Raw genomic sequence first — 21,863 nt, forward strand, 5'->3', positions numbered from 1 at the left:
CCTCTTCCTGAAAAAACACATGCACTTGCTGCGATACAATATGCTAACGAATGCATCGGGTGATGGAAAGAGAAGGTTATGAATTAAAAAACCCGCCACTGGTGACGGGTGTGTACAGATAAGCTTAGCCCGGATTAATGGTGCAGCATCTCATCCACAACCTCTTCTCCCTTCAACTGATAAGGGTAATAGGTAGGCCAGTTTTCCATCTCTTCAAGCAAGGCTGCCTGCGAGGTATTTCCCATAAAGATATGGAAGTGGCTCGATTTACGCGGCGCGATAATATGATCGCTAAATTGCACATATTTAGGCGCTTTGCTGTCAGCGGCTTTACACTCAAACAGATACCGTACACCTTTCTTGCCTGATTTATAATTCAGGATCTTATATCCGGCGTAGTCGTATTTACATGATGCAACCTGATTCCCGGTATGAAACTCCATCACGCCATTTTCAATACCGATAGTGTCTACGTTGGTTGCATAGCCTGTACGGTAATACGCTTTGATTTGTTCTGCCGTTTTGCTTTTATCTTTCTCCGCTTTCTTTTTGAATACTGGATCAAGTTCGCCGCTGACCAGATACGGATAAACAGATTGCCACATGCCATCCCAGTCGGTCAGCGCCCTGTTCTGCACCTGGTTATCATCAAATACCCCCTCCGACGCCTTTTGTTCTGCTTCACTCATTGGCGCACCATGGGAATGATGACCATGCGCCAGAACCGAACTACTGACTAAAAGCATCCCCAGAGCGATTGTCAGTTTCTTAAAACGAATAGCCAAAATTTCACCCTCAAATCATTTGTGAGCGAGTTGTTATAATATAACATCACATTTAAATCAACGGCGTTGTGAAGTTTTTAACCGCTCTGGTGCGCGATTTTCCAACGGCTGTCAAAATGGGCCTGATACTGCGCAACAACGGCAGGTTCGTCACGAATAACTAACACATTTTCAGAGTTGGCAAATTCTGCGGATTTGGCAAAGTTGAATGAACCGGTTTCCAGCGTGTCGCCATCAATAATCATTACCTTGTCATGCTGGATGTGGTAGTGACCATCCAGTTGCACATCAACCCCATTCGCGGCAGCAAAAGCGATGGCCTTCTGGCTAACCTTGCCCTCGTTACGTTTCTTATCGATAACAGCCCGAACCACTACGCCTCTCTTTTCAGCGTTTACCAGGGCCTGAACAATATCTGCAGACTGAAATGAATAAGCCATCATATCGATGCTGTGCTGCGCATGCTTAATTGAATCCAGCACTAAAGCCCGAGCCGACCCTTCCGGTGAAAAACCCACCTGAATGGAAGCATGAGCTGCAAAAGCACCCGCCCCGTACATTAGCGCAGCCACAGCGATAGTTTTTACGATCACGTTAGTTATTTGCCTGAAATGCGAAAGAGACCTAAGAGAGTAGCGCTCGCGTGCAGATCTGATCAAGCAGCGCCTGCTGATGACTGATAATGAGCATACCCAATGGTCGACGCTGAGATTCTTCAAGCAGCAGCGCCCAGATATCCCGTTGAATAGAAGGATCAAGCTGGGCTGTAATTTCATCGGCAATAAGAAAACGTGTCCGCGGGTCCAGCGCGCGAAGTAAAGCAATTCGCGCCAGTTCACCACCAGAAAGTTGTCCGGGACGGCGGGTTAACCACTCTGGATTGATGTGAAGACGGGTAAGCATTGCAGCATCCGGTCGCCATGCATCATGCACCGCATCACCGGTGCTGCGTCGGGGGTTAAAAGTTAATTCCGGATGCTGTGGCACCAGTTGCACCGGGCAATACTGGTGCATCGGCAACGGTTGGTCATCAATCAGAATGTCACCGGAAGTTGGTTTCTGCCAGCCCGCCAGCACGCGTCCCAGCGTCGTTTTGCCAGTTCCACTGGGCGCACAAATCCCAATACGTTCTCCAGGGCGTAGAGAAAAGGTCAGATTTTGCCACAGAACCTTTTCCCCCTGACGGATCGTTACATCACGACAGCACAGCATCGCGCTCTCCAAAAAGTTGATTTCTTTCAGGCAGCGCCCGCCATTGTCGTTGCAGGTGTTCGCTAATCTCTCCGCGTAACAACTGTTCCCGGCTGACGTTATCCGACACTCTTCCCTGATGCAGCGCGACAATACGATCCGCATGGCGGGCCGCCAGCGTGAGGTCATGTGTTACCCATAAAACGCCAGCCCCTTGCTCACATTGTTCACGCAACTGTTCAAGCAGTTGATTAGCGAGAGGTGCATCAAGCCAGGCGGTAATTTCATCCGCCAGAATATAGCGAGCCTGACTCAGAGACGCATGACAAGCCAGAACACGTTTTGCCATACCGCCTGAAAGCTGACGCGGAAAAGCATCTAATACGCGACTTTCCAGTCGGCTACGCTGGAGCAATCGTTCAATTTTTCCGGCATTCCATTGCTGGTCAGAAAGCTGGCATGCCCTGCGCAGATGCTTTTCAATTGATAGCAGCGGGTTAAGTGCCTGAATACCTTGCGGGACGTAGCTGAAGGTATTGCCACGACATTTGCGAATATCATCACTGCACAGCGTTTTACCTTCCAGGGTAATAACGCCGTTGAAACGCAAATTGTCTGGTAAGAGATCGAGTAGACATTGCAGCAACAGGCTTTTACCTTCTCCACTTCCTCCAACTAGCGCCACCATCTGACCAGGCGCTACGTCGAAAGAGATATCCTGCAACAGCGAAGACCAGTTTTTCGCGCCGTACCAGCGATAACGCGCCACGTCCAGCGAGACCTGCCTTAAACTCAACATGCGTCACCTCGTAACCACAAACGATGCACCGCCCTTGCGAGCTGATCGAATAACATCACCAGACTGAACAGCATCAGTCCAGGAAACAGCACTAACCACCAGTCACCATGACTGATAAACCGCAGCGCATCCGCCAGCAGCAGGCCCAGTGACGGTTCATGCGGCGCCAGTCCAAAACCGAGGAAGCTTAACGCCGCGCTGTGCAACACCGAGTGGGGAAACATCAGCAATGTTCCCGTTAGCCACTGGGGTAATAACGCCGGTAGATAGTGATGCCGCCAGCAGTAAAAATGGCCGTGTCCCAGACGCCAGGTCAACGTCAGATAGTCACTGTGGGCCACGCGCTGCGCTTCAGCACGCAGGATCAGCGCCAGACGCGGCCAGTGCGTTAGTGCAACCGCCATGATTACCCCGTTTTTCCCGCCCCCCAGCGTAAAACAGATCAAAATAAGCAACAGCAGATGCGGCATCGACAGCATGGCATCAGTAATTAGACGCATAAGCACATCCAGACGCGGATGTATGCGCGAAACCGCCGCCATCATTAACGCAATGAAACCGCTGCACAACGCCGCACCAATACCAATTTGCAGACTGGTTAGTGCCCCCTGAAAACAACGGATCCACAGATCGCGACCGAGGTTATCGGTGCCAAACCAGTACATCGCATCAGGTGGAAGATGACGGGCAAGCAGATTAACGCTCAACGGGTTATCCAGCATTGCGGCACCATACACTGCAATGAATAACAGGCAGCTAAAAGAGAACAAAAGACGAATTAGCGTCGGCGTCGGGTTATAGAGCATCAGGTCGCTCCAGAGCACGGTTCAACATACGGACAAGCCAGGTTGACAGCGAGTTGCCAATGAACACCAGTATGGTACTGAACAACACAATCCCCATCAGTAACGGCAGATCGCCGCGTAACCCGGCATCAATAGTGGCCTGCCCCAGTCCTGGGTAAGCAAAGACTTTTTCGGCCAATAGTGCACCTCCCAACAGTTCTCCCAGTGAGGCAAACTGCAAACACAGCGCAGGCGTAATTGCATGACGCAGAACCTGATGGCGTAACAGTGACCAGCCTTTATCTCCCTGGGAATGCGCAAAACGGACAAATTCGCTTTTCATTACGCTGGCGATGCTTTCCCGCGTATGAAGCGTAATTTGTCCCAGCCCCAGCAAACTGAGCGCGCAAACGGGAAGCACCAGATGACGCAGACGCTCGGTCAGCGTCGCCATATCGCCGCTGTTGCCCGGCTCCCACGCGCAGCAGACCGGAAATACCGGCCAGCGCACGGCAAATAACGCCAGCAGCAACATGCCAATCCAGAAGGTCGGCAGCGAAGAAAGCAGATAGCTGATGCGACAGATTGCTTTGTCCGGCCAGCGATTCAGGTAGCGACCCGCGACAAATCCCATTGCCGTTCCCAATATGCCGGAGAGTAGCCACGCGCCGCCAAGCAGCGCAAACGAGGTGGAAAAGCGTTCTTTGATCACGCTGGCAACCGGCGCATTAAACAACATGGAATAGCCGAGATCGCCCTGCAATACACGAACAAACCAGTGACCAAAACGCTCCCATAGCGGCTGGTCCAATCCCCAGCGAGCAGCAATGCGTGCATATTGCTCCGGCGGCACATGCAGGAGATCGTTGCCGATATAAGCACGAATCGGATCGACTGGAGAAAAGCTGAGCAGCACAAAAGTGCCAGCCGCAACCAGCACTAATAACACTATCAGCCGTAGAAAATGGCCCACAACAGACTTCATCAACGGCAGGTCCAGGTCCATTCGTCCAGATTATTGAGCAGTGACCAGCTACCGTGAATCTCCGGTGCGCCTTTGCCTAAATCAATACACGGATTTGCCAGGTAGGTATGCTGAATATTCAGCAGCCATGCCCAGGCAGCATCGCCCTGCACGCCAGCCCCTTGCTTACCATCCCACTCCACCTGTTGCCAGAAAGGCAACGCCTTTTGCCAGTCTGGGGCGTCGATAGCCTGTTTAAGGTGCTGTTCAACAACAGGATTGCTGTAATAGCCTGGGTTGTAATATTCCACGCCCGCGGCCTGATTACTGTAATGATGGAAAAGCTCCATCGGATCCAAGCTTCCCCAACCAAATAACGTCGGGTTCGCATGCATGTGACGTTCAACGGTTTCCCAGCTTCCTGATTGCAGCGAGATCTGAATACCCACCGGCTCCAGCATTGCGCGAACAGCTTCGGCTAAATCCCGGCGCGTACTGTCACCGCTGGCGTACCATAAAGTCAGTCGAGCCTCTTTGCCGTCTTTCACTCGCACGCCATCTTTACCTACCTTCCAGCCGGCTTCTTCCAGAATCGTACGTGCTTTTTCGCTATCACCATCTTTGAACGCAACGGATTGCCCCTGCCATGGCAGCCCCTGCACTGCGCTATACGCAGGAATCGCATGACCCTCCATGACCTGATCGGCAAGCTGCTTACGGTCGATGGCATAGTTGATGGCGCGCCTGATGGCAACATCGGCAGTGATATCGTTCCCAATCGGATAGCCATTGGCGTCTTTTTTACCTGCAGGAACCATCGGGAACACAATGCCCCGGTTTTCCACGCTATCGCGTACCCAAAGTTTCAAATTTGTCTGCTGAGGAGCGACCGCCATCGACGGCGCGATACGTACGAGTCCCAGTTGGCCACTGCGCGCTGCGGCATAAGCGTTATCTTCATCAAGGAAGACAAACACCAGCTTACTGAAATCATTTTTCTTACCGGCATACCAGGGGTTAGCCTCCACGATCAACTGCTGTCCCGGCTGAAAACTCACCAGTCGATAAGGACCCGCGCCAATCGGATTTTTGGCAAATGTTTTTTCGTCATACCGTTTCGCCGGAACAATACCCAAAGAACCCAGCACATTCACAAAGGTGCTCTGTGGGCTATTTAGCGTAATTTCTACCGTGCGATTATCTTTCAGGCTGGCATGGGTGAAGTTTCCCATGTCGATTTTGCCGCCGCTTTTTGCTGCTTTGTTATAGGTGAACACCACATCTTCAGCGGTTAGCGGGGAACCATCAGAGAATTTAAGGTCAGGTTTTAACGTCAACGTCCAGGTTTTGCCGTCTGCGCTGGTCTCTACTTTTTCCGTCAGCAGGTTTCCCCAGCTCATATCTGCATTTTGTTTTAATAATGGTGCATGCAAAAGCAAATAGCTGCCATGACTCCAGCCCAGCATCGGGTCAAACCCTTCCGTTGGTTCTGGGCCAATTGCCAGTTTTAACGTCTGCCCTTCGTTCGCATTTTGCGCGGCAAGAAGTGGTGAAGTTAATGCGAGAGTCAATGCGCACGTAAGCAGTGCCAGCTTGCCTTTGATCATTATGTTATCCAGATTTACGTTATTTTTATGCCGCATAACGATTTACCGTCGTTAAGCAGTCTCCTGGGGAAGGGATTATGGCGGACAGAAATGATGAAAAAAATGATGCGGCGCAGAAAAGTATGACGATTTTCTAAAATTATCATACTTTTTTCTGATACTCCGTTATGAGTACGATGTGAATCTCAGAAAATAGATTAATCCCTCGCCATTTATTCACAGGAATATTAATCCCGAACTAATAATTGCCTGTGCGGACTATTGGCCCTTCCTGCTAATTCCTTATCTAAAACTCATGACAATTTATGTATATTTATTCAAGAAAAACACCAGAAGTGACAAGTTATGTAAATTTGTAATGATAATTATTTGTATTATCATTTCCATCAATTATCTTACTGCCTTTGAATTTTTAACAAAGGAAGTTTGACTATGCGTTTAAAACCTGTTGCCTCTGTCGTTCTGTCCTGTTTAGGATTTTCCAGCCCCCTGGTATTTGCTGAAGATGTCATGGTGGTAACCGCTTCCGGTTATGAAAAGAAAATCACCAATGCCGCCGCCAGCGTCTCTGTTATTTCGCAGCAAGAGTTACAAACCAATAAATATAATGACTTAGGTGAAGCCCTGCGTTCCGTTGAAGGGGTAGATGTTGAAAGCAGCACCGGTAAAACCGGCGGTCTGGAGATCAGCATCCGTGGCATGCCTGCCAGCTATACCTTGATCCTGATTGACGGTATTCGTCAAAACGGCAGCAGCGACGTAACGCCAAACGGCTTCTCTGCCATGAATACCAGCTTTATGCCCCCGCTGGCGGCGATCGATCATATTGAGGTGATCCGCGGCCCGATGTCGACGCTTTATGGGTCCGACGCAATCGGTGGCGTGGTGAATATCATCACCAAAAAAAGCACCGATAAATGGAGCACTTCCATCAATACCGGCGTTAACCTGCAAGAGAGTAATAAATGGGGTAACAGTACGGTCGCCAACTTCTGGTCAAGCGGCCCGTTGATTGCGGGCGTACTGGATATGCAGGTTCGGGGGAGCACAACCCAGCGTCAGGGTTCCAGCGTCACCTCCCTCAGCGATACCTCCTCCACCCGCGTACCTTATCCTACCGAATCGGAAAACTATAATATTGGCACGCGCCTCGACTGGAAAACCAATGAGAACAATACGCTGTGGTTAGATCTCGACTCCGCGAGACAGCGCTATGACAACGATGACGGGCAGTTGGGTAACCTGACAGGGGGGTATGATAAAACGCTACGCTATGAGCGTAACAAAGTGACCCTCGGCCACGATACAGCCTTAACGTTCGGCACCTGGAAATCCTCCCTCGGCTGGAATGAAACCGAAAACAAAGGCCGACAATTGGTATCTTCCGCACTCACACCAGAGAACGCAGGCCGGGCCGGTGACGCGCGTGAACTGAAGAACACCAACGTCATTCTTGACTCAGTGCTGCTGACGCCATTAGGTGATTCACACCTCTTAACCCTTGGCGGAGAATACTGGGATGCACGGATGAAAGATGGTGTGGTACTGGCCAATACCGGCGAGACGTTCCATCAAAAAACGTGGGCAGCTTATGCGGAAGATGAATGGCATATTCTCGACTCGCTGGCCTTAACCGCAGGAACACGCTATGAGCATAACGATGTCTTTGGCGGTCATCTCAGCCCGCGTGCCTATATGGTCTGGGACGTTTCCGACGCCTGGACGCTCAAAGGCGGCGTAACGACAGGTTATAAAGCACCATCACTAAGCCAGTTGCATAACGGGATCAGCGGTGTAACCGCACAGGGAACGGTGAATACGGTCGGTAACCCGGACCTCAAACCTGAGGAAAGTATCAGCTACGAAACCGGGCTGTATTACGAGAACGACGCCGGGCTTAACGCCAACATTACCGGCTTCTATACCGAATACAAAAATAAAATTGTCTCATATTCTATCGATGATAATACCAACAGCTATACCAACAGCGGCAAGGCGAGGACCGATGGCGTTGAATTTGCCAGCACCTTCCCTCTATGGTCGGATGTGCTGACCCTATCTCTCAACTACACCTACACTCAGAGCAAGCAAAAAGATGGTGACAATAAAGGCGCGCCATTAAGTTACACCCCAAAACATATGGCTAACGCCCGTCTGAACTGGCAGGCAACGGAAGATATGAACGCCTGGCTCAGCGCACGTTATCGCGGCAAAGCCCCACGCTTTACCGAAAATTACGACAACCTTAGCGCGGTACAAAAGGCCGTCTATGACGATAAAGGCGCTGATTTAAAAGCCTGGACCGTTGTCGATATGGGGATGTCTTATAAGCTGACTAAAGATCTGACGCTTAATACGGCGGTTAATAACGTGCTGGATAAAGACTTTAGTGAGGTCAAATTGTACCAGGTGGGGCGTAATAGTACCTACGCAGGTGATTATTATCAGACTGCACAATCCACTACCGGATACGTAAACCCTGGTCGTAACTACTGGGTGTCTTTAAATTATCAGTTCTAATTTTATAAGATCCTGTTGGTCGGGGCACACTAATACCCCGACCAGCAGAATATTATTGAGAGAAGACACAAGATATAATCATCATCTTATTTTAACATATAAGAATATTTAAACAATTAATACAGAAATACCCCTTCCTGCACCATTAGATATAATGCCAAAACAATAATCCCGACGATACCGCCTAAAAACAGGACTGCGGCAATCGCAAGCTGATTGCGATTTGTGTTCTTCGCTTTGCTTCGCACATCCAACTTATTTTTCGCCGCTTTGTGACTTGAATCACGCTCCATCGCGAATGTTATATCTGCCATACCATTATCCAGTTGCTGTATATGAAAACACAAATAACCACCACATCGATAAGGGTATAGATTTTAAATAACAGAATCCGAGATTTGCCTCACGATAAAGATAATCGTCGGATTTTTGCTACCGAAGCAGATTTCATGCTCACTTTTCATCAATTAGGTTATCTTGTATTTATTCGACAAAAACCTTCACTTTAGGCTTTGACAGCAGAATCATGACGAACTCAGTGAAGGTTACTGGTTTATAGAAATAGTACCCTTGCAGGAAAACAATGTTGTTTTTGTTGAGATAATCAAGCTGAGCCTTCGTTTCAACCCCTTCAGCAACGATGCTTAAAGACAGCTTGCGCGCCAAATCGAGAACACAATCCAAAATTCGGGTTGAATCGGGAAGCTCATTTACCCTTCCCACAAAGCTCTGATCGATTTTAATGTAATCAATGTGCAGGTCATGCAAATAAGAAAGCCCAGAATAGCCCGTACCAAAATCATCCAGCGCAATCACAAAGCCATTCTCATGCAGGATATTGAGCCTCTGCACAAGATCTTCATCCACATCTAACGGCTCGCGCTCAGTAACTTCGATTACCAGATTGAGGTCATCGCGGTTAAAGCTATCCCTGTAATGCAGGCACTCCTGCACGAATGTAGGGGATGTGATATGGGATGCGCTGAAGTTAATGCCGACATGGAAGCCGGATGGCAGTTTGCTGGCAATGGCGTTCATATTCGCAGCGACCTGCCTCATCAGACTTTGAGTTAGTGGCACTATCAGGCCTGATTTTTCCGCTACAGGTATAAAGGATGCAGGAGAAATATACCCGGCTTTTGGATGTTTCCATCGGGCCAGCACTTCAACACCGCGTAACGTCCCCTCGCGACCATTTACGATAGGTTGATAAAAAGGCACGATCTCTCCTTTTACTATCGCCCTGCGCAACGTTTCTTCAGGGGTATCGTTCTTGTTCAGATACTTATCAATGGCATAAGCGGCTGCAAAAGACATTAACAGGATAAAAACCAGAATCCCTGAACCCTGTGTAACCAGTCTTTTTGCACTAAACAGTGGCGGTTTATTATAAATAATACTGAACGGATACTTTGCGGAATTAACTTGACCAGACGCACGTGCGCTTGTTGTAACGGTTTTTACATCGCCCAATAAACCGAGTGCTGCGTCACCCACAAGCAACGAGTACGTTACTCCCGCTAACGGGACATTCATTGCCCCTCGGATATGCACGCCACTTATGGTGACGATGATACGGCCTGTGTGAAAACGTGTTTGATACAGCAGAACAGGTATTTCATTCTCGGTATTGCTTGCGGGAGTCAGTTGTAAATTAGTATCAGCTATAACGGGAATATGCTTAAGTAATATCCGATTACCCGGCAAAGATGTACACCAAACCTTCCCCTGTCGAATAATGATCAGCGTTCGCAAATGGGGTCGGAGCGCAGCTTCGGTTCCAAGTTGGTATTGCCCCTCCAAATCGCATTTTTTTTCAGCGATGTTCATAGCGGTACGGGTTGCCTGGAAAGCTTCATCAAGTATGTTATCCATATTTTTCGCGGCATATCTGGCCCCCCCGAGGTTTTCCATCGAAGATGAATACCAAAGCTGCATATTAAGAATAAAAACACCGATTAAAAAAAGACACACCGCAGCAGTTACCGGTAAAAGTGCTTTGCGCATTCTCATATCCTGTGGTGAAAGCCGATCGGTCGTTGCGATGAGCATTGACGTGTTCTAATTTATATCTACAGAGCATGGTAGACAGAAACAAAAGCCGCCATGCGCCCAGTCACATTTCCTCAATAACAACGTAACTTACTAATTTATTGATAAAATCATTACTGAAATTTGCAGTACAAAACCGGCGTTGCACCTCATCCAATTTTGCTATCATAGGAATGCACTAATAAGAGGTAATCAAATGAAAATCTTTATCACTGACAATGACGGGCACCTGATTCCTGTTGACGGAAAAAGCGTTGTCATCGAATTGAATAGTGGCGGAACCATCGAGATCGCCGAGGAGTACAGCCGGGACGATGTTCCTGAAGGCATTAATCTGTGGGGCGGACGAGAACCCTCCCCTTCACTCTCTTTCGAGGAAATCAAAGCCAGAACAGAAGGCCTGGGCGTTTATCCCATCGCAGCCAACGCTCTGCATGTATTTCCGTACAAACTTTCATCAAAAGAATGATCGCACACAGCAGACGAAGCGTTTTTCTCAAACCAAAGTAAGGCCATGGTTATCAAAAAAAACTCTGGCTTTGGGGGAAGTCAGTTCGCCGATATCTGCTACTTTCTAATTGCAGCCCATGCCGGCGCTGCATTATTTCATCACTATATACAGAAGGATAATACGCTTTTGAGAGTGATGCCTGAGCATAACCATTTGAATAATTAATAGATGATTAAAATATCAAGAACATAAGCACTCAAGACCGTATGTGCATGTTCTTAAATATTAATCGTCATCATAATGCTTATGTTTCTTGTGATCACTCATAGCCTCTTTGAAAGCATCCGCTTGTGTATTAGCGGCCTGCAGTCGACTCATATTAGCACTGTAATTATTCCAATATTCTTTTTCTTCGTGATAACAAACATCACGGCTAATTCCCTTCGCTTCGCACTTTGCTAAGCGTTGTTCTTCTGATACACAACCAGACATCAATGAAACAGCAGAAAACGCAACCAATATTATCATTAATTTATTCATATAAATAACCTTAGAATGTCCAGCCGGCGCCGACTACAATACTATTAGCTTGTGCGCCAAAGACCTTAGAACCTTCATAGCCTGCATCAACAGTGAAACCTGCAATGGGGGTAAACTGAATACCAGCGCCATAGGCAAAACCTGTAGAAGTGTCAGTTTCACCATTAGCTTTGATCGCACCTCTCCCAATACCCGCCATTACATAAGGTTTTACCACATCATTTACTTTATAACTTGCGCCGACTAATGCAGAACCATAACCACGATCTATATCATTATCGTCATTTGCTGAAATGGTTAAGGATGTCATAACACCAAAATCACTCTCATCTGGGGTATAACCATATTTAGCGTTAAAACCATTAAGGTTCTGTCCATCTGTCCGGGTATGTACATAACCGCCGGTGACTACGCTTTCTCCTGCATAAACTGTCATAGCAAAACATAATGTAACAGCCACTAAACCTGTTTTTAAACTTAGCATTTTAATAACCATTTTCATCATCAACTAATAGTAAGTAACACACATAATAAGGAATCATGCTTTGAATTTTATTTCTCAAGCATGTTGCCAACAGAAAAACAGAAAGGTAAAAAAACATCAATCGGAGAAAATGTTCTTTTTTGGACATTACTAATATTCAGAATAATCAACTGTCATAACACGCTGATAAAAATGGATTTAAAATTAGAGTAAAAAATCTTAAAACGCTTCTTCCTTTTACATATTCCCGATATTTTCCTTATTGTTAAAATGATTATTTTCCATCTGATAATCAATAAGATACAAACACCACTCAATTATAGTTAGTTCTCATGCCCGAATAGAGTTAAATAAAGAAATATTGACAGCCATGGATATTTTTTATCAAAAAATAAAATTGTAATGGCAAAGATAAAAATTTGATCTTCAGTGCTATTTAAATGAGTTTAATAGTATGAGCGCCAGGAAAGCATTTTGCAGGTAAAAAAAACGGGAACCACTCGGCTCCCGTTCTCATACAACCCAGTATCTGGATTACATGTTTTCGATGATTGCGTCACCAAACTCTGAACATTTCAGCAACTTAGCACCGTCCATCAGACGTTCGAAATCGTAAGTTACGGTCTTGGCGTTGATCGCGCCTTCCATACCTTTAACAATTAAATCAGCCGCTTCGGTCCAACCCATATGGCGCAGCATCATTTCAGCAGACAGAATGATGGAACCTGGGTTCACTTTATCCTGACCTGCATACTTCGGTGCAGTACCGTGGGTAGCTTCGAACAGAGCGCATTCGTCACCGATGTTTGCACCCGGCGCGATACCAATACCACCAACCTGTGCGGCCAGCGCATCGGAGATGTAGTCACCGTTCAGGTTCATACAGGCAATCACGTCATACTCAGCCGGGCGCAGCAGGATCTGTTGCAGGAACGCATCGGCGATAACGTCCTTAACCACGATCTCTTTACCGGTTTTCGGGTTCTTGATTTTCACCCATGGACCGCCGTCGATCAGTTCACCACCGAATTCTTCACGCGCTAACTGGTAACCCCAGTCTTTGAACGCGCCTTCGGTGAACTTCATGATGTTGCCTTTGTGTACCAGGGTAACTGAATCACGATCGTTGGCGATGGCGTATTCAATCGCTGCACGTACCAGACGTTTAGTCCCTTCTTCAGAACACGGTTTGATACCAATACCGCAATGTTCCGGGAAGCGGATTTTCTTCACGCCCATCTCTTCGCGCAGGAATTTAATCACTTTCTCAGCATCGGCAGAGTCAGCTTTCCACTCGATACCCGCGTAGATGTCTTCGGAGTTTTCGCGGAAGATGACCATGTCGGTCAGTTCAGGGTGTTTAACCGGGCTTGGTGTGCCCTGATAATAACGCACCGGACGCAGGCAGACATACAGGTCAAGTTCCTGACGCAGAGCTACGTTCAGAGAGCGAATACCGCCGCCAACAGGGGTGGTCAGAGGGCCTTTAATGGCAACACGATATTCACGAATCAGATCTAAGGTTTCAGCAGGCAGCCAGACGTCCTGGCCATAAACCTGAGTGGATTTCTCGCCGGTGTAGATTTCCATCCAGGAGATTTTACGCTCGCCTTTATAGGCTTTCTCGACAGCAGCATCGACAACTTTGATCATCGGTGGGGTTACATCAACGCCGATACCGTCGCCTTCAATGAACGGGATAATCGGATTTTCAGGAACGTTGAGTTTGCCGTTTTGCAGGGTGATCTTCTTACCTTCCGCCGGAACAACTACTTTGCTTTCCATTCACCTCTCCTTCGAGCGCTTCTGGTTCTGCTCGTCTGTCATCACGCTGCATGTGCGTTTGCGTCCTGCTACACGGATGCGTTAGAGCAACTTTTTGTTAATGATTTGTAATGAGCGTGTCAATACTACCCTATTGTTCGCCGCCATGAAAGACACTCGTTCTTAGGCTATAATGCGGCAATTGATATAATCTGAAAATACCATGCAAAAAACTTCTTTTAGAAATCACCGGGTTGAGCGATTCAGCTCACGACAAGTCACTAAGCAGCGTAAAGAAAACCAGCCAAAACGCGTGGTTTTGTTCAATAAACCCTACGATGTTTTGCCACAATTTACTGACGAGGCTGGCAGAAGCACGTTAAAAGATTTTATTCCCGTGCCGGGAATTTATGCGGCGGGCCGACTCGACCGGGACAGCGAAGGGCTTTTGGTGCTGACCAATGACGGCGCTCTGCAGGCGCGGTTAACGCAACCCGGTAAGCGTACCGGGAAAATTTATTACGTCCAGGTTGAAGGTGAGCCGACAGCAGAAGCGCTAGACTCCCTGCGTAACGGAGTAACGCTCAATGATGGCCCCACTCTACCCGCAGGCATTGAAGTAGTGGAGGAACCCGTATGGCTGTGGCCGAGAAATCCACCGATTCGGGAACGGAAAAACATTCCCACCAGCTGGTTGAAAGTTACCTTATATGAAGGTCGCAACCGTCAGGTACGTCGTATGACAGCGCATGTTGGATTTCCTACGCTGCGCCTCATCCGCTATGCCATGGGGGATTACACGCTGGAAAATCTTGCTAACGGCGAGTGGCGGGAACTGAAATCGTAACTGTACGGTTTAACGTGAGTGTTAACAGGGAAGAATGAAAAAAATGGATAAGCAGCTTTTTGTAGCATTCATCCTGCTCGGCGTGTCACCGTTTTGTTCAGCAAAACTGGACTGTGAGACGATTGCCGGAACAGCAGCAGGAGAGGCAAACTACCTTTATGAGTCTGCCAAAGTAAAAACCGACTCACGCCTGCATTTCTATTCTGCACCAGCAACAGAGTGTCAACTCCCCGCGTTCATGGTCAATGGCGACACCGTCGAGGTGCTCAGGAGTTCACAGCGCTACAAAAGCACGGGCATGCTTTCCAAAGATGAGCCTTATCGTTACGTACGTTATCGGGACGCTAAAGGAACCTTCGCCACCGGCTGGGTCTCGGTAGATGGATTAACGCCGTTATCCAGTCCGCTTGCAGTAAGCGCGTCTTGCCAGACATGGGCAAATAAAGCGATGTCGCAGCGCGGGTTCTTACCCTCCTCCTCCGCAAACCACTATCAGGTAACAGGAGACACCCGCGCATGGTTCTATGCGATGCCAACCGAACAGTGTCGCAGCCCGTCCGTATTTTTAGTGCCCGGCGACCTCGTCTCTGTACAAGAACAATCCAACGATGATTTTATGGAAGCGGTCTATTACACCACCGATCGCCAAATCATACGCGGCTGGTTAAAAAAGTCGCAGTTACAGGCTATAAACAGCGGTGACCACTATCGCGACGACATCAACCCGCTGTCGACAGAAAAGGCAACGAGAGTCGCCACCCTTGGGCTACGTCACGACCACCAATGTATTTTTTATGAAAGCTGGAATGCTAAAAAGGCCATTGAGATTATCGTGCGCGAGGATCATCAAACCGCATTGTGCCGTGGAGGGGCCGACCCGCAAACGTCGCCTCCTGTGGCTTATATTAGTATCGACAAGGCCAGCGGCGAAATTAGCTGGCCAGATGTTGCCGAAGGATTTGCTGAGGAATAAGGGGAAAATATGTTCAAACCGCACATCACGGTCGCCTGCATTGTGCATGCAGAAGATAAATTCTTAGTCGTTGAAGAAACGATCAATGGCAAAGCCTTGTGGAATCAGCCTGCAGGACACCTGGAAGCCGATGAAACGTTGGTGCAAGCCGCAGCACGCGAACTGTGGGAAGAAACGGGCATTAAAGCGCAGCCGCAGCATTTCATTCGTATGCATCAATGGATTGCACCGGACAGAACGCCCTTTTTGCGTTTTCTTTTCTCTATTGAGCTTGCCAATATGTGCGCTACAGAACCTCATGACAGCGATATAGATTGCTGTCGTTGGGTCAGCGCAGAAGAGATTTTCTCTGCGCCAAACCTGCGTTCGCCGTTGGTTGCGGAGAGTATTCGCTGTTATCAGAGCGGACAGCGCTACCCACTGGCCATGATCGGCGAATTTAACTGGCCGTTTACAGAGGGTGTCAAGTAAAGGGCTGCGTGCTAGAATATGCCGCCTTGAAGTTCAATGTCGTGAGTATTCCTATGTCTGAAAGCCCAAAAAAAGTGATCGTCGGCATGTCCGGCGGTGTCGATTCCTCCGTTTCTGCCTGGCTGTTACAACAACAGGGCTATCAGGTAGAAGGCCTGTTCATGAAGAACTGGGAAGAGGACGATGGCGAGGAATACTGCACAGCAGCCGCCGACCTTGCGGATGCGCAGGCTGTCTGTGAAAAACTCGGCATTGAACTGCATACCGTCAACTTTGCCGCAGAATACTGGGACAACGTCTTTGAACTGTTCCTTGAAGAGTACAAAGCGGGCCGTACGCCGAACCCGGATATTCTGTGCAATAAAGAAATTAAGTTTAAAGCCTTCCTTGAGTTTGCCGCCGAAGATTTAGGTGCCGATTACATCGCCACCGGTCACTACGTGCGTCGCGCGGATGTCGACGGCAAAAGCCGCCTGCTGCGTGGGCTCGATGGCAATAAAGACCAGAGTTATTTCCTCTATACGCTCGGCCATGAGCAAATCGCACAAAGCCTGTTCCCGGTCGGCGAACTGGAAAAACCACAGGTGCGTAAAATTGCCGAAGATCTTGGTCTGATCACGGCCAAGAAAAAAGACTCCACCGGCATCTGCTTCATTGGCGAACGTAAGTTCCGCGAGTTTCTTGGTCGTTACCTGCCGGCTCAGCCAGGCAAAATCATCACCGTTGACGGCGAAGAGATTGGCCAGCACCAGGGGCTGATGTACCACACTTTAGGTCAGCGTAAAGGTCTGGGTATTGGCGGAACGAAAGAAGGGACAGAAGATCCATGGTATGTGGTGGATAAAGACGTTGAGAACAACATTCTGGTTGTCGCTCAGGGGCATGAACATCCACGTCTGATGTCCGTTGGCCTGGTGGCGCAACAGCTGCATTGGGTCGATCGCGAACCGTTCACCGGCACCATGCGCTGTACGGTGAAAACCCGCTATCGTCAGACCGACATTCCGTGCACCGTTAAGGCACTGGATGCAGAGCGTATTGAAGTCATTTTCGACGAGCCAGTCGCGGCGGTCACGCCGGGTCAGTCGGCTGTCTTTTACAATGGCGAAGTGTGCCTTGGCGGCGGCATTATCGAACAACGATTGCCTCTGCCGGTATAATTACTTACACATTTGATACAAGGAAGCAGTGAACGTGGCAAAGAATTATTATGACATCACCCTCGCCCTGGCAGGCATTTGTCAGTCGGCACGCCTGGTGCAGGAACTGGCGCACCAGGGGCATTGTGATGCCGATGCATTACACGTTTCACTGAACAGTGTCATCGACATGAATCCCAGCTCTACGCTGGGCGTGTTTGGCGGCAGCGAAGCCAACCTGCGTCTTGGCCTTGAAACGCTGCTTGGCGTGCTGAACGCCAGCAGTCGTCAGGGATTGAACGCGGAACTCACCCGCTATACGCTAAGCCTGATGGTGCTGGAGCGTAAGCTGTCAGCGGCCAAGGGCGCTATGGACACGCTGGGAGACCGTATTAGCGGCTTGCAGCGCCAGCTGGACCATTTTGATTTGCAGTCAGAAACGTTGATGAGTGCGATGGCTGGCATTTATGTTGACGTCATCAGCCCACTCGGCCCGCGTATTCAGGTCACGGGTTCCCCGGCCATCCTTCAGAGTCCACAGGTACAGGCTAAAGTACGCGCTTCGCTGCTGGCTGGCATCCGTGCTGCCGTGCTCTGGCATCAGGTTGGTGGAGGCCGTCTGCAACTCATGTTTTCTCGTAATCGCCTGACGACTCAGGCAAAACAAATTCTTGCTCATTTAACCCCGGAGTTGTGATCTATGGAATTATCCTCACTGACCGCCGTTTCCCCTGTCGATGGACGCTACGGCGATAAAGTCAGCGCGCTGCGCGGGATTTTCAGCGAATACGGTTTGCTGAAATTCCGTGTACAGGTTGAAGTACGCTGGCTGCAAAAACTGGCCGCGCACGCAGCGATCAAGGAAGTTCCTGCTTTTGCTGCCGACGCAATCGGTTTCCTTGATGCGATCGTCGCTAACTTCAATGAAGAAGATGCTGCGCGCATCAAAACCATTGAGCGTACGACCAACCATGATGTGAAGGCAGTTGAGTATTTCCTGAAAGAGAAAGTGGCGGATATCCCGGAACTGCATGACGTTTCCGAATTTATCCACTTTGCGTGTACCTCAGAAGACATCAACAACCTGTCTCACGCGCTGATGCTGAAAACCGCACGCGACGAAGTGGTTCTGCCGTACTGGCGTAAGCTTATCGACGCGGTGAAAGATCTGTCTGTACAGTATCGCGATATTCCTCTGCTCTCCCGTACCCACGGTCAGCCAGCCACCCCGTCTACGCTAGGCAAAGAAATGGCTAACGTGGCTTACCGTATGGAGCGTCAGTATCGTCAGCTCAACCAGGTTGAAATTCTTGGTAAGATCAATGGTGCAGTCGGTAACTATAACGCCCACGTCGCCGCTTACCCGGAAGTTGACTGGCATCAGTTCAGCGAAGAGTTTGTCACCTCGCTGGGCATCCAGTGGAACCCGTACACCACGCAGATTGAGCCGCACGACTACATTGCCGAGCTGTTTGACTGCATCGCCCGTTTCAACACCATCCTGATCGACTTTGACCGCGATGTCTGGGGTTACGTGGCGCTGAACCATTTCAAACAGAAAACTATCGCGGGTGAAATCGGCTCTTCCACCATGCCGCACAAAGTTAACCCCATCGATTTCGAAAACTCCGAGGGTAACCTGGGTCTGTCTAACGCGGTTCTGCAGCACCTGGCGAGCAAACTGCCGGTCTCCCGCTGGCAGCGTGACCTGACTGACTCTACCGTTCTGCGTAACCTGGGCGTAGGTATTGGCTATGCGCTGATCGCCTATCAGTCCACGCTGAAGGGCGTGAGCAAACTGGAAGTGAACCGCGATCATCTGCTGGATGAACTGGACCATAACTGGGAAGTTCTGGCAGAGCCGATTCAGACCGTGATGCGTCGCTACGGTATTGAGAAGCCGTACGAGAAGCTGAAAGAACTGACCCGCGGTAAGCGCGTTGACGCCGAAGGTATGAAGCAGTTTATCGACGGTCTTGCGCTGCCGGAAGAAGAGAAAACTCGCCTGAAAGCAATGACGCCTGCCAATTATATCGGTCGCGCCATCACCATGGTTGATGAACTGAAGTAATCTGTTTGATGCCGGAGCGTGCTTGCACCTGTTCCGGTATTTCGTTCATATCGTAGTAAGCCGGAATACATCAGCGTTTCCGGCTTTTTTATTGCCTGCGAGATTATCCCTTCCCCCGGTTTATTAAATGTTTATCCCCAAAGCCACATAATCAGCGTTAAACTATTCATACCATTATTTTAGGGAGAAACGATGATGCGCGTACTGGTTGTCGAGGATAATGCTTTATTACGCCACCACCTCAAGGTTCAGTTGCAGGATTTAGGGCATCAGGTGGATGATGCAGAAGATGCGAAGGAAGCGGACTATTATCTGAATGAACATCTGCCGGATATCGCGATCGTTGATTTAGGACTCCCCGATGAAGATGGTTTGTCGCTGATCCGCCGCTGGCGCAGTAATGAGGTTTCGCTGCCGATTCTGGTATTAACCGCACGCGAAGGCTGGCAGGACAAGGTGGAAGTCCTCAGCGCTGGCGCTGACGATTACGTCACCAAACCGTTTCACATCGAAGAAGTGGCTGCGCGCATGCAGGCACTGATGCGCCGCAACAGCGGTCTGGCATCGCAAATTATCTCCCTTCCGCCTTTTCAGGTGGACCTCTCTCGACGCGAGTTATCCGTCAATGATGAAGTTATCAAGCTCACTGCGTTTGAATACACCATTATGGAAACGCTCATCCGTAATAATGGCAAAGTGGTCAGTAAAGATTCGCTCATGCTGCAGCTTTACCCGGATGCCGAGCTGCGCGAAAGTCACACCATTGATGTTCTAATGGGGCGTCTGCGTAAGAAAATTCAGGCGCAGTATCCGGACGACGTCATCACCACCGTGCGTGGTCAGGGATATCTTTTTGAACTGCGCTAATGAATAAACTATTGCGTCATTTTTTCCCGCTATCGCTGCGGTTGCGCTTTTTACTGGCAACCGCAGGCGTGGTGTTGGTGCTCTCGCTGGCCTACGGCATGGTTGCTCTGGTGGGCTACAGCGTCAGCTTTGATAAGACAACGTTTCGCCTGCTGCGGGGTGAAAGTAATCTGTTTTATACCCTGGCAAAGTGGGAAAACGGCAAGATAAACGTCGAGCTGCCTGAACATCTCGATATGCAAAGCCCAACAATGTCGCTGATCTATAACGAAAGCGGTGAATTGTTGTGGGCGCAGCGCAATGTTCCCTGGCTGACGAAAAGTATCCAACCGGACTGGCTAAAAACGAACGGTTTTCATGAAATTGAAGCCAATGTAGACGCCACCAGCACTTTACTGGGCGAAGATCACTCCGCTCAGCAGCAGTTAAAAGAAGTCAGAGAAGATGATGACGACGCCGAAATGACCCACTCCGTGGCGGTGAACGTCTACCCCGCCACCGCCAGAATGCCGCAACTGACCATTGTGGTTGTCGACACTATTCCTATAGAGCTAAAGCGCTCGTATATGGTCTGGAGCTGGTTTATTTATGTGCTGGTCGCCAATCTGTTGCTGGTCATTCCGTTGTTATGGGTGGCTGCGTGGTGGAGCCTACGGCCGATTGAATCACTGGCGCGTGAAGTCCGTGAGCTTGAGGAACATCATCGTGAGATGCTAAATCCCGCCACCACACGCGAACTGACCAGCCTGGTTCGTAATCTCAATCGGCTTTTAAAAAGCGAACGTGAGCGCTACGATAAATACCGCACCACGTTAACCGATCTCACCCATAGCCTGAAAACGCCACTGGCGGTACTGCAAAGTACGTTGCGCTCAATGCGTAATGAAAAAATGAACGTCAGCGACGCAGAGCCTATCATGCTGGAACAAATCAGCCGTATTTCCCAACAGATAGGCTATTACCTGCATCGCGCCAGTATGCGTGGCAGCAGTGCCCTACTCAGCCGCGAGCTGCACCCGGTCGCGCCGTTGCTGGATAAGCTCACCTCGGCGCTGAATAAAGTGTATCAGCGTAAAGGGGTCAACATTAATCTCGATATCTCACCTGAGATCAGCTTTGTGGGCGAACAGAATGACTTTGTCGAGGTGTTGGGCAACGTCTTGGATAACGCCTGTAAATATTGTCTGGAGTTTGTCGAGATTTCGGCGCAACTGTCCGAGGATCAACTGCATATTCTGGTTGAAGATGATGGTCCTGGTATTCCGCAAAGCAAACGGGAAGTGGTGTTTGACCGCGGACAGCGCGTAGATACGCTACGTCCCGGACAAGGCGTCGGTCTGGCGGTGGCGCGAGAAATCACCGAACAGTATGACGGGCAGATTATTGCTGGTGATAGCCTGCTGGGTGGTGCGCGCATGGAAGTTATTTTTGGCCGCCAGCAACCGGGCCAGAAAGACGAGTAATCGTCGCATGTAATAAATATGTACTGACTTCACGCTTGAGGTTAAGTATCCGTTATAATCGGTTGCAGATACCAGCCTGCGGGATGCTCA

The 21,863-nt window shown here is 49.2% G+C and carries 22 protein-coding genes and 1 pseudogene; 11 read left to right on the forward strand and 12 right to left on the reverse strand.

Annotation, left to right across the window (positions count from 1 at the left end; translation table 11 throughout):
- Positions 1–134 precede the first annotated feature (134 nt).
- From zinT to OGY08_RS17855, 7 genes are all read right to left on the reverse strand, one after another.
- Positions 135–785, reverse strand: a complete 651-nt coding sequence (zinT, locus tag OGY08_RS17825) for a metal-binding protein ZinT (protein WP_003832427.1) — start codon at positions 783–785, stop codon at positions 135–137.
- 77 nt (positions 786–862) lie between these two features.
- The gene (locus OGY08_RS17830) at positions 863–1,378 is read right to left on the reverse strand and encodes a phospholipase D family nuclease (RefSeq protein WP_125362966.1); all 516 of its coding nucleotides are present in this window, start codon (positions 1,376–1,378) and stop codon (positions 863–865) included.
- 31 nt (positions 1,379–1,409) lie between these two features.
- On the reverse strand, positions 1,410–1,997 hold the full coding sequence (locus OGY08_RS17835; protein ID WP_008784505.1) for an ATP-binding cassette domain-containing protein: 588 nt from the start codon (positions 1,995–1,997) through the stop codon (positions 1,410–1,412).
- Positions 1,981–2,775: an ATP-binding cassette domain-containing protein gene (locus OGY08_RS17840; RefSeq protein ID WP_125362965.1), complete on the reverse strand. Its 795-nt coding sequence runs from the start codon at positions 2,773–2,775 to the stop codon at positions 1,981–1,983. Before OGY08_RS17840 ends, OGY08_RS17835 begins: the two co-directional genes overlap by 17 nt.
- A complete protein-coding gene (locus tag OGY08_RS17845; RefSeq protein WP_125362964.1) occupies positions 2,769–3,581 on the reverse strand; it encodes an ABC transporter permease in 813 nt (270 codons plus the stop codon). Before OGY08_RS17845 ends, OGY08_RS17840 begins: the two co-directional genes overlap by 7 nt.
- Entirely contained in the window at positions 3,571–4,545 is a 975-nt protein-coding gene (locus OGY08_RS17850; protein ID WP_125362963.1) for an ABC transporter permease, read from the reverse strand. Before OGY08_RS17850 ends, OGY08_RS17845 begins: the two co-directional genes overlap by 11 nt.
- On the reverse strand, positions 4,545–6,167 hold the full coding sequence (locus OGY08_RS17855; protein WP_122973783.1) for an ABC transporter substrate-binding protein: 1,623 nt from the start codon (positions 6,165–6,167) through the stop codon (positions 4,545–4,547). Before OGY08_RS17855 ends, OGY08_RS17850 begins: the two co-directional genes overlap by 1 nt.
- Positions 6,168–6,563: 396 nt before the next feature.
- Between OGY08_RS17855 and OGY08_RS17860 the strand changes: the two genes are divergently transcribed.
- Positions 6,564–8,651, forward strand: a complete 2,088-nt coding sequence (locus OGY08_RS17860) for a TonB-dependent receptor (protein ID WP_003832414.1) — start codon at positions 6,564–6,566, stop codon at positions 8,649–8,651.
- Positions 8,652–8,767: 116 nt separating this feature from the next.
- Here OGY08_RS17860 and OGY08_RS17865 read toward each other — a convergent pair whose 3' ends face one another.
- Together OGY08_RS17865 and pdeG are read right to left on the reverse strand one after the other, a co-directional pair.
- The gene (locus OGY08_RS17865; RefSeq protein ID WP_003832412.1) at positions 8,768–8,965 is read right to left on the reverse strand and encodes a hypothetical protein; all 198 of its coding nucleotides are present in this window, start codon (positions 8,963–8,965) and stop codon (positions 8,768–8,770) included.
- 169 nt (positions 8,966–9,134) lie between these two features.
- On the reverse strand, positions 9,135–10,658 hold the full coding sequence (pdeG, locus tag OGY08_RS17870) for a cyclic di-3',5'-guanosine monophosphate phosphodiesterase PdeG (protein ID WP_020996464.1): 1,524 nt from the start codon (positions 10,656–10,658) through the stop codon (positions 9,135–9,137).
- Positions 10,659–10,899: 241 nt separating this feature from the next.
- On the opposite strand from pdeG, the gene OGY08_RS17875 reads away from it, so the two are divergent.
- Positions 10,900–11,172, forward strand: a complete 273-nt coding sequence (locus OGY08_RS17875) for a hypothetical protein (protein WP_003832409.1) — start codon at positions 10,900–10,902, stop codon at positions 11,170–11,172.
- An 84-nt stretch (positions 11,173–11,256) separates the two neighbouring features.
- Positions 11,257–11,379: pseudogene (locus OGY08_RS17880) on the forward strand (cytochrome b); the annotation flags it as partial.
- 60 nt (positions 11,380–11,439) lie between these two features.
- Here the strand turns inward: OGY08_RS17880 and OGY08_RS17885 are convergent.
- The 3 genes from OGY08_RS17885 to icd form a co-directional block, all read right to left on the reverse strand.
- On the reverse strand, positions 11,440–11,694 hold the full coding sequence (locus tag OGY08_RS17885; RefSeq protein WP_060682337.1) for a hypothetical protein: 255 nt from the start codon (positions 11,692–11,694) through the stop codon (positions 11,440–11,442).
- Between the two features lie 10 nt (positions 11,695–11,704).
- The gene (locus OGY08_RS17890; RefSeq protein WP_060683735.1) at positions 11,705–12,190 is read right to left on the reverse strand and encodes an outer membrane beta-barrel protein; all 486 of its coding nucleotides are present in this window, start codon (positions 12,188–12,190) and stop codon (positions 11,705–11,707) included.
- Between the two features lie 522 nt (positions 12,191–12,712).
- A complete protein-coding gene (icd, locus tag OGY08_RS17895; RefSeq protein ID WP_003841892.1) occupies positions 12,713–13,963 on the reverse strand; it encodes an NADP-dependent isocitrate dehydrogenase in 1,251 nt (416 codons plus the stop codon).
- A 202-nt stretch (positions 13,964–14,165) separates the two neighbouring features.
- On the opposite strand from icd, the gene rluE reads away from it, so the two are divergent.
- The 8 genes from rluE (at position 14,166) to phoQ (ending at position 21,773) form a co-directional block, all read left to right on the forward strand.
- Positions 14,166–14,789 carry a 23S rRNA pseudouridine(2457) synthase RluE gene (rluE, locus tag OGY08_RS17900; protein ID WP_125362962.1) on the forward strand — a complete coding sequence of 208 codons (624 nt, stop codon included), beginning with the start codon at positions 14,166–14,168 and terminating at the stop codon, positions 14,787–14,789.
- Between the two features lie 34 nt (positions 14,790–14,823).
- On the forward strand, positions 14,824–15,762 hold the full coding sequence (locus tag OGY08_RS17905; protein WP_125362961.1) for a hypothetical protein: 939 nt from the start codon (positions 14,824–14,826) through the stop codon (positions 15,760–15,762).
- A gap of 9 nt (positions 15,763–15,771) precedes the next feature.
- Positions 15,772–16,233, forward strand: a complete 462-nt coding sequence (locus tag OGY08_RS17910) for an NUDIX hydrolase (protein ID WP_125362960.1) — start codon at positions 15,772–15,774, stop codon at positions 16,231–16,233.
- Between the two features lie 53 nt (positions 16,234–16,286).
- Positions 16,287–17,393, forward strand: coding sequence for a tRNA 2-thiouridine(34) synthase MnmA (gene mnmA / locus OGY08_RS17915; protein WP_125362959.1), 1,107 nt, complete (start codon positions 16,287–16,289; stop codon positions 17,391–17,393).
- A 34-nt stretch (positions 17,394–17,427) separates the two neighbouring features.
- A complete protein-coding gene (hflD, locus tag OGY08_RS17920; protein WP_003832401.1) occupies positions 17,428–18,069 on the forward strand; it encodes a high frequency lysogenization protein HflD in 642 nt (213 codons plus the stop codon).
- A 3-nt stretch (positions 18,070–18,072) separates the two neighbouring features.
- Positions 18,073–19,443: an adenylosuccinate lyase gene (purB, locus tag OGY08_RS17925; protein WP_125362958.1), complete on the forward strand. Its 1,371-nt coding sequence runs from the start codon at positions 18,073–18,075 to the stop codon at positions 19,441–19,443.
- A gap of 195 nt (positions 19,444–19,638) precedes the next feature.
- Positions 19,639–20,310, forward strand: a complete 672-nt coding sequence (gene phoP, locus OGY08_RS17930; protein ID WP_003846709.1) for a two-component system response regulator PhoP — start codon at positions 19,639–19,641, stop codon at positions 20,308–20,310.
- On the forward strand, positions 20,310–21,773 hold the full coding sequence (gene phoQ, locus OGY08_RS17935) for a two-component system sensor histidine kinase PhoQ (RefSeq protein ID WP_003832291.1): 1,464 nt from the start codon (positions 20,310–20,312) through the stop codon (positions 21,771–21,773). Before phoP ends, phoQ begins: the two co-directional genes overlap by 1 nt.
- Positions 21,774–21,863 lie beyond the last annotated feature (90 nt).

The organism is Citrobacter sp. Cpo069 (genome assembly GCF_030332785.1).
GTDB lineage: Bacteria > Pseudomonadota > Gammaproteobacteria > Enterobacterales > Enterobacteriaceae > Citrobacter > Citrobacter portucalensis.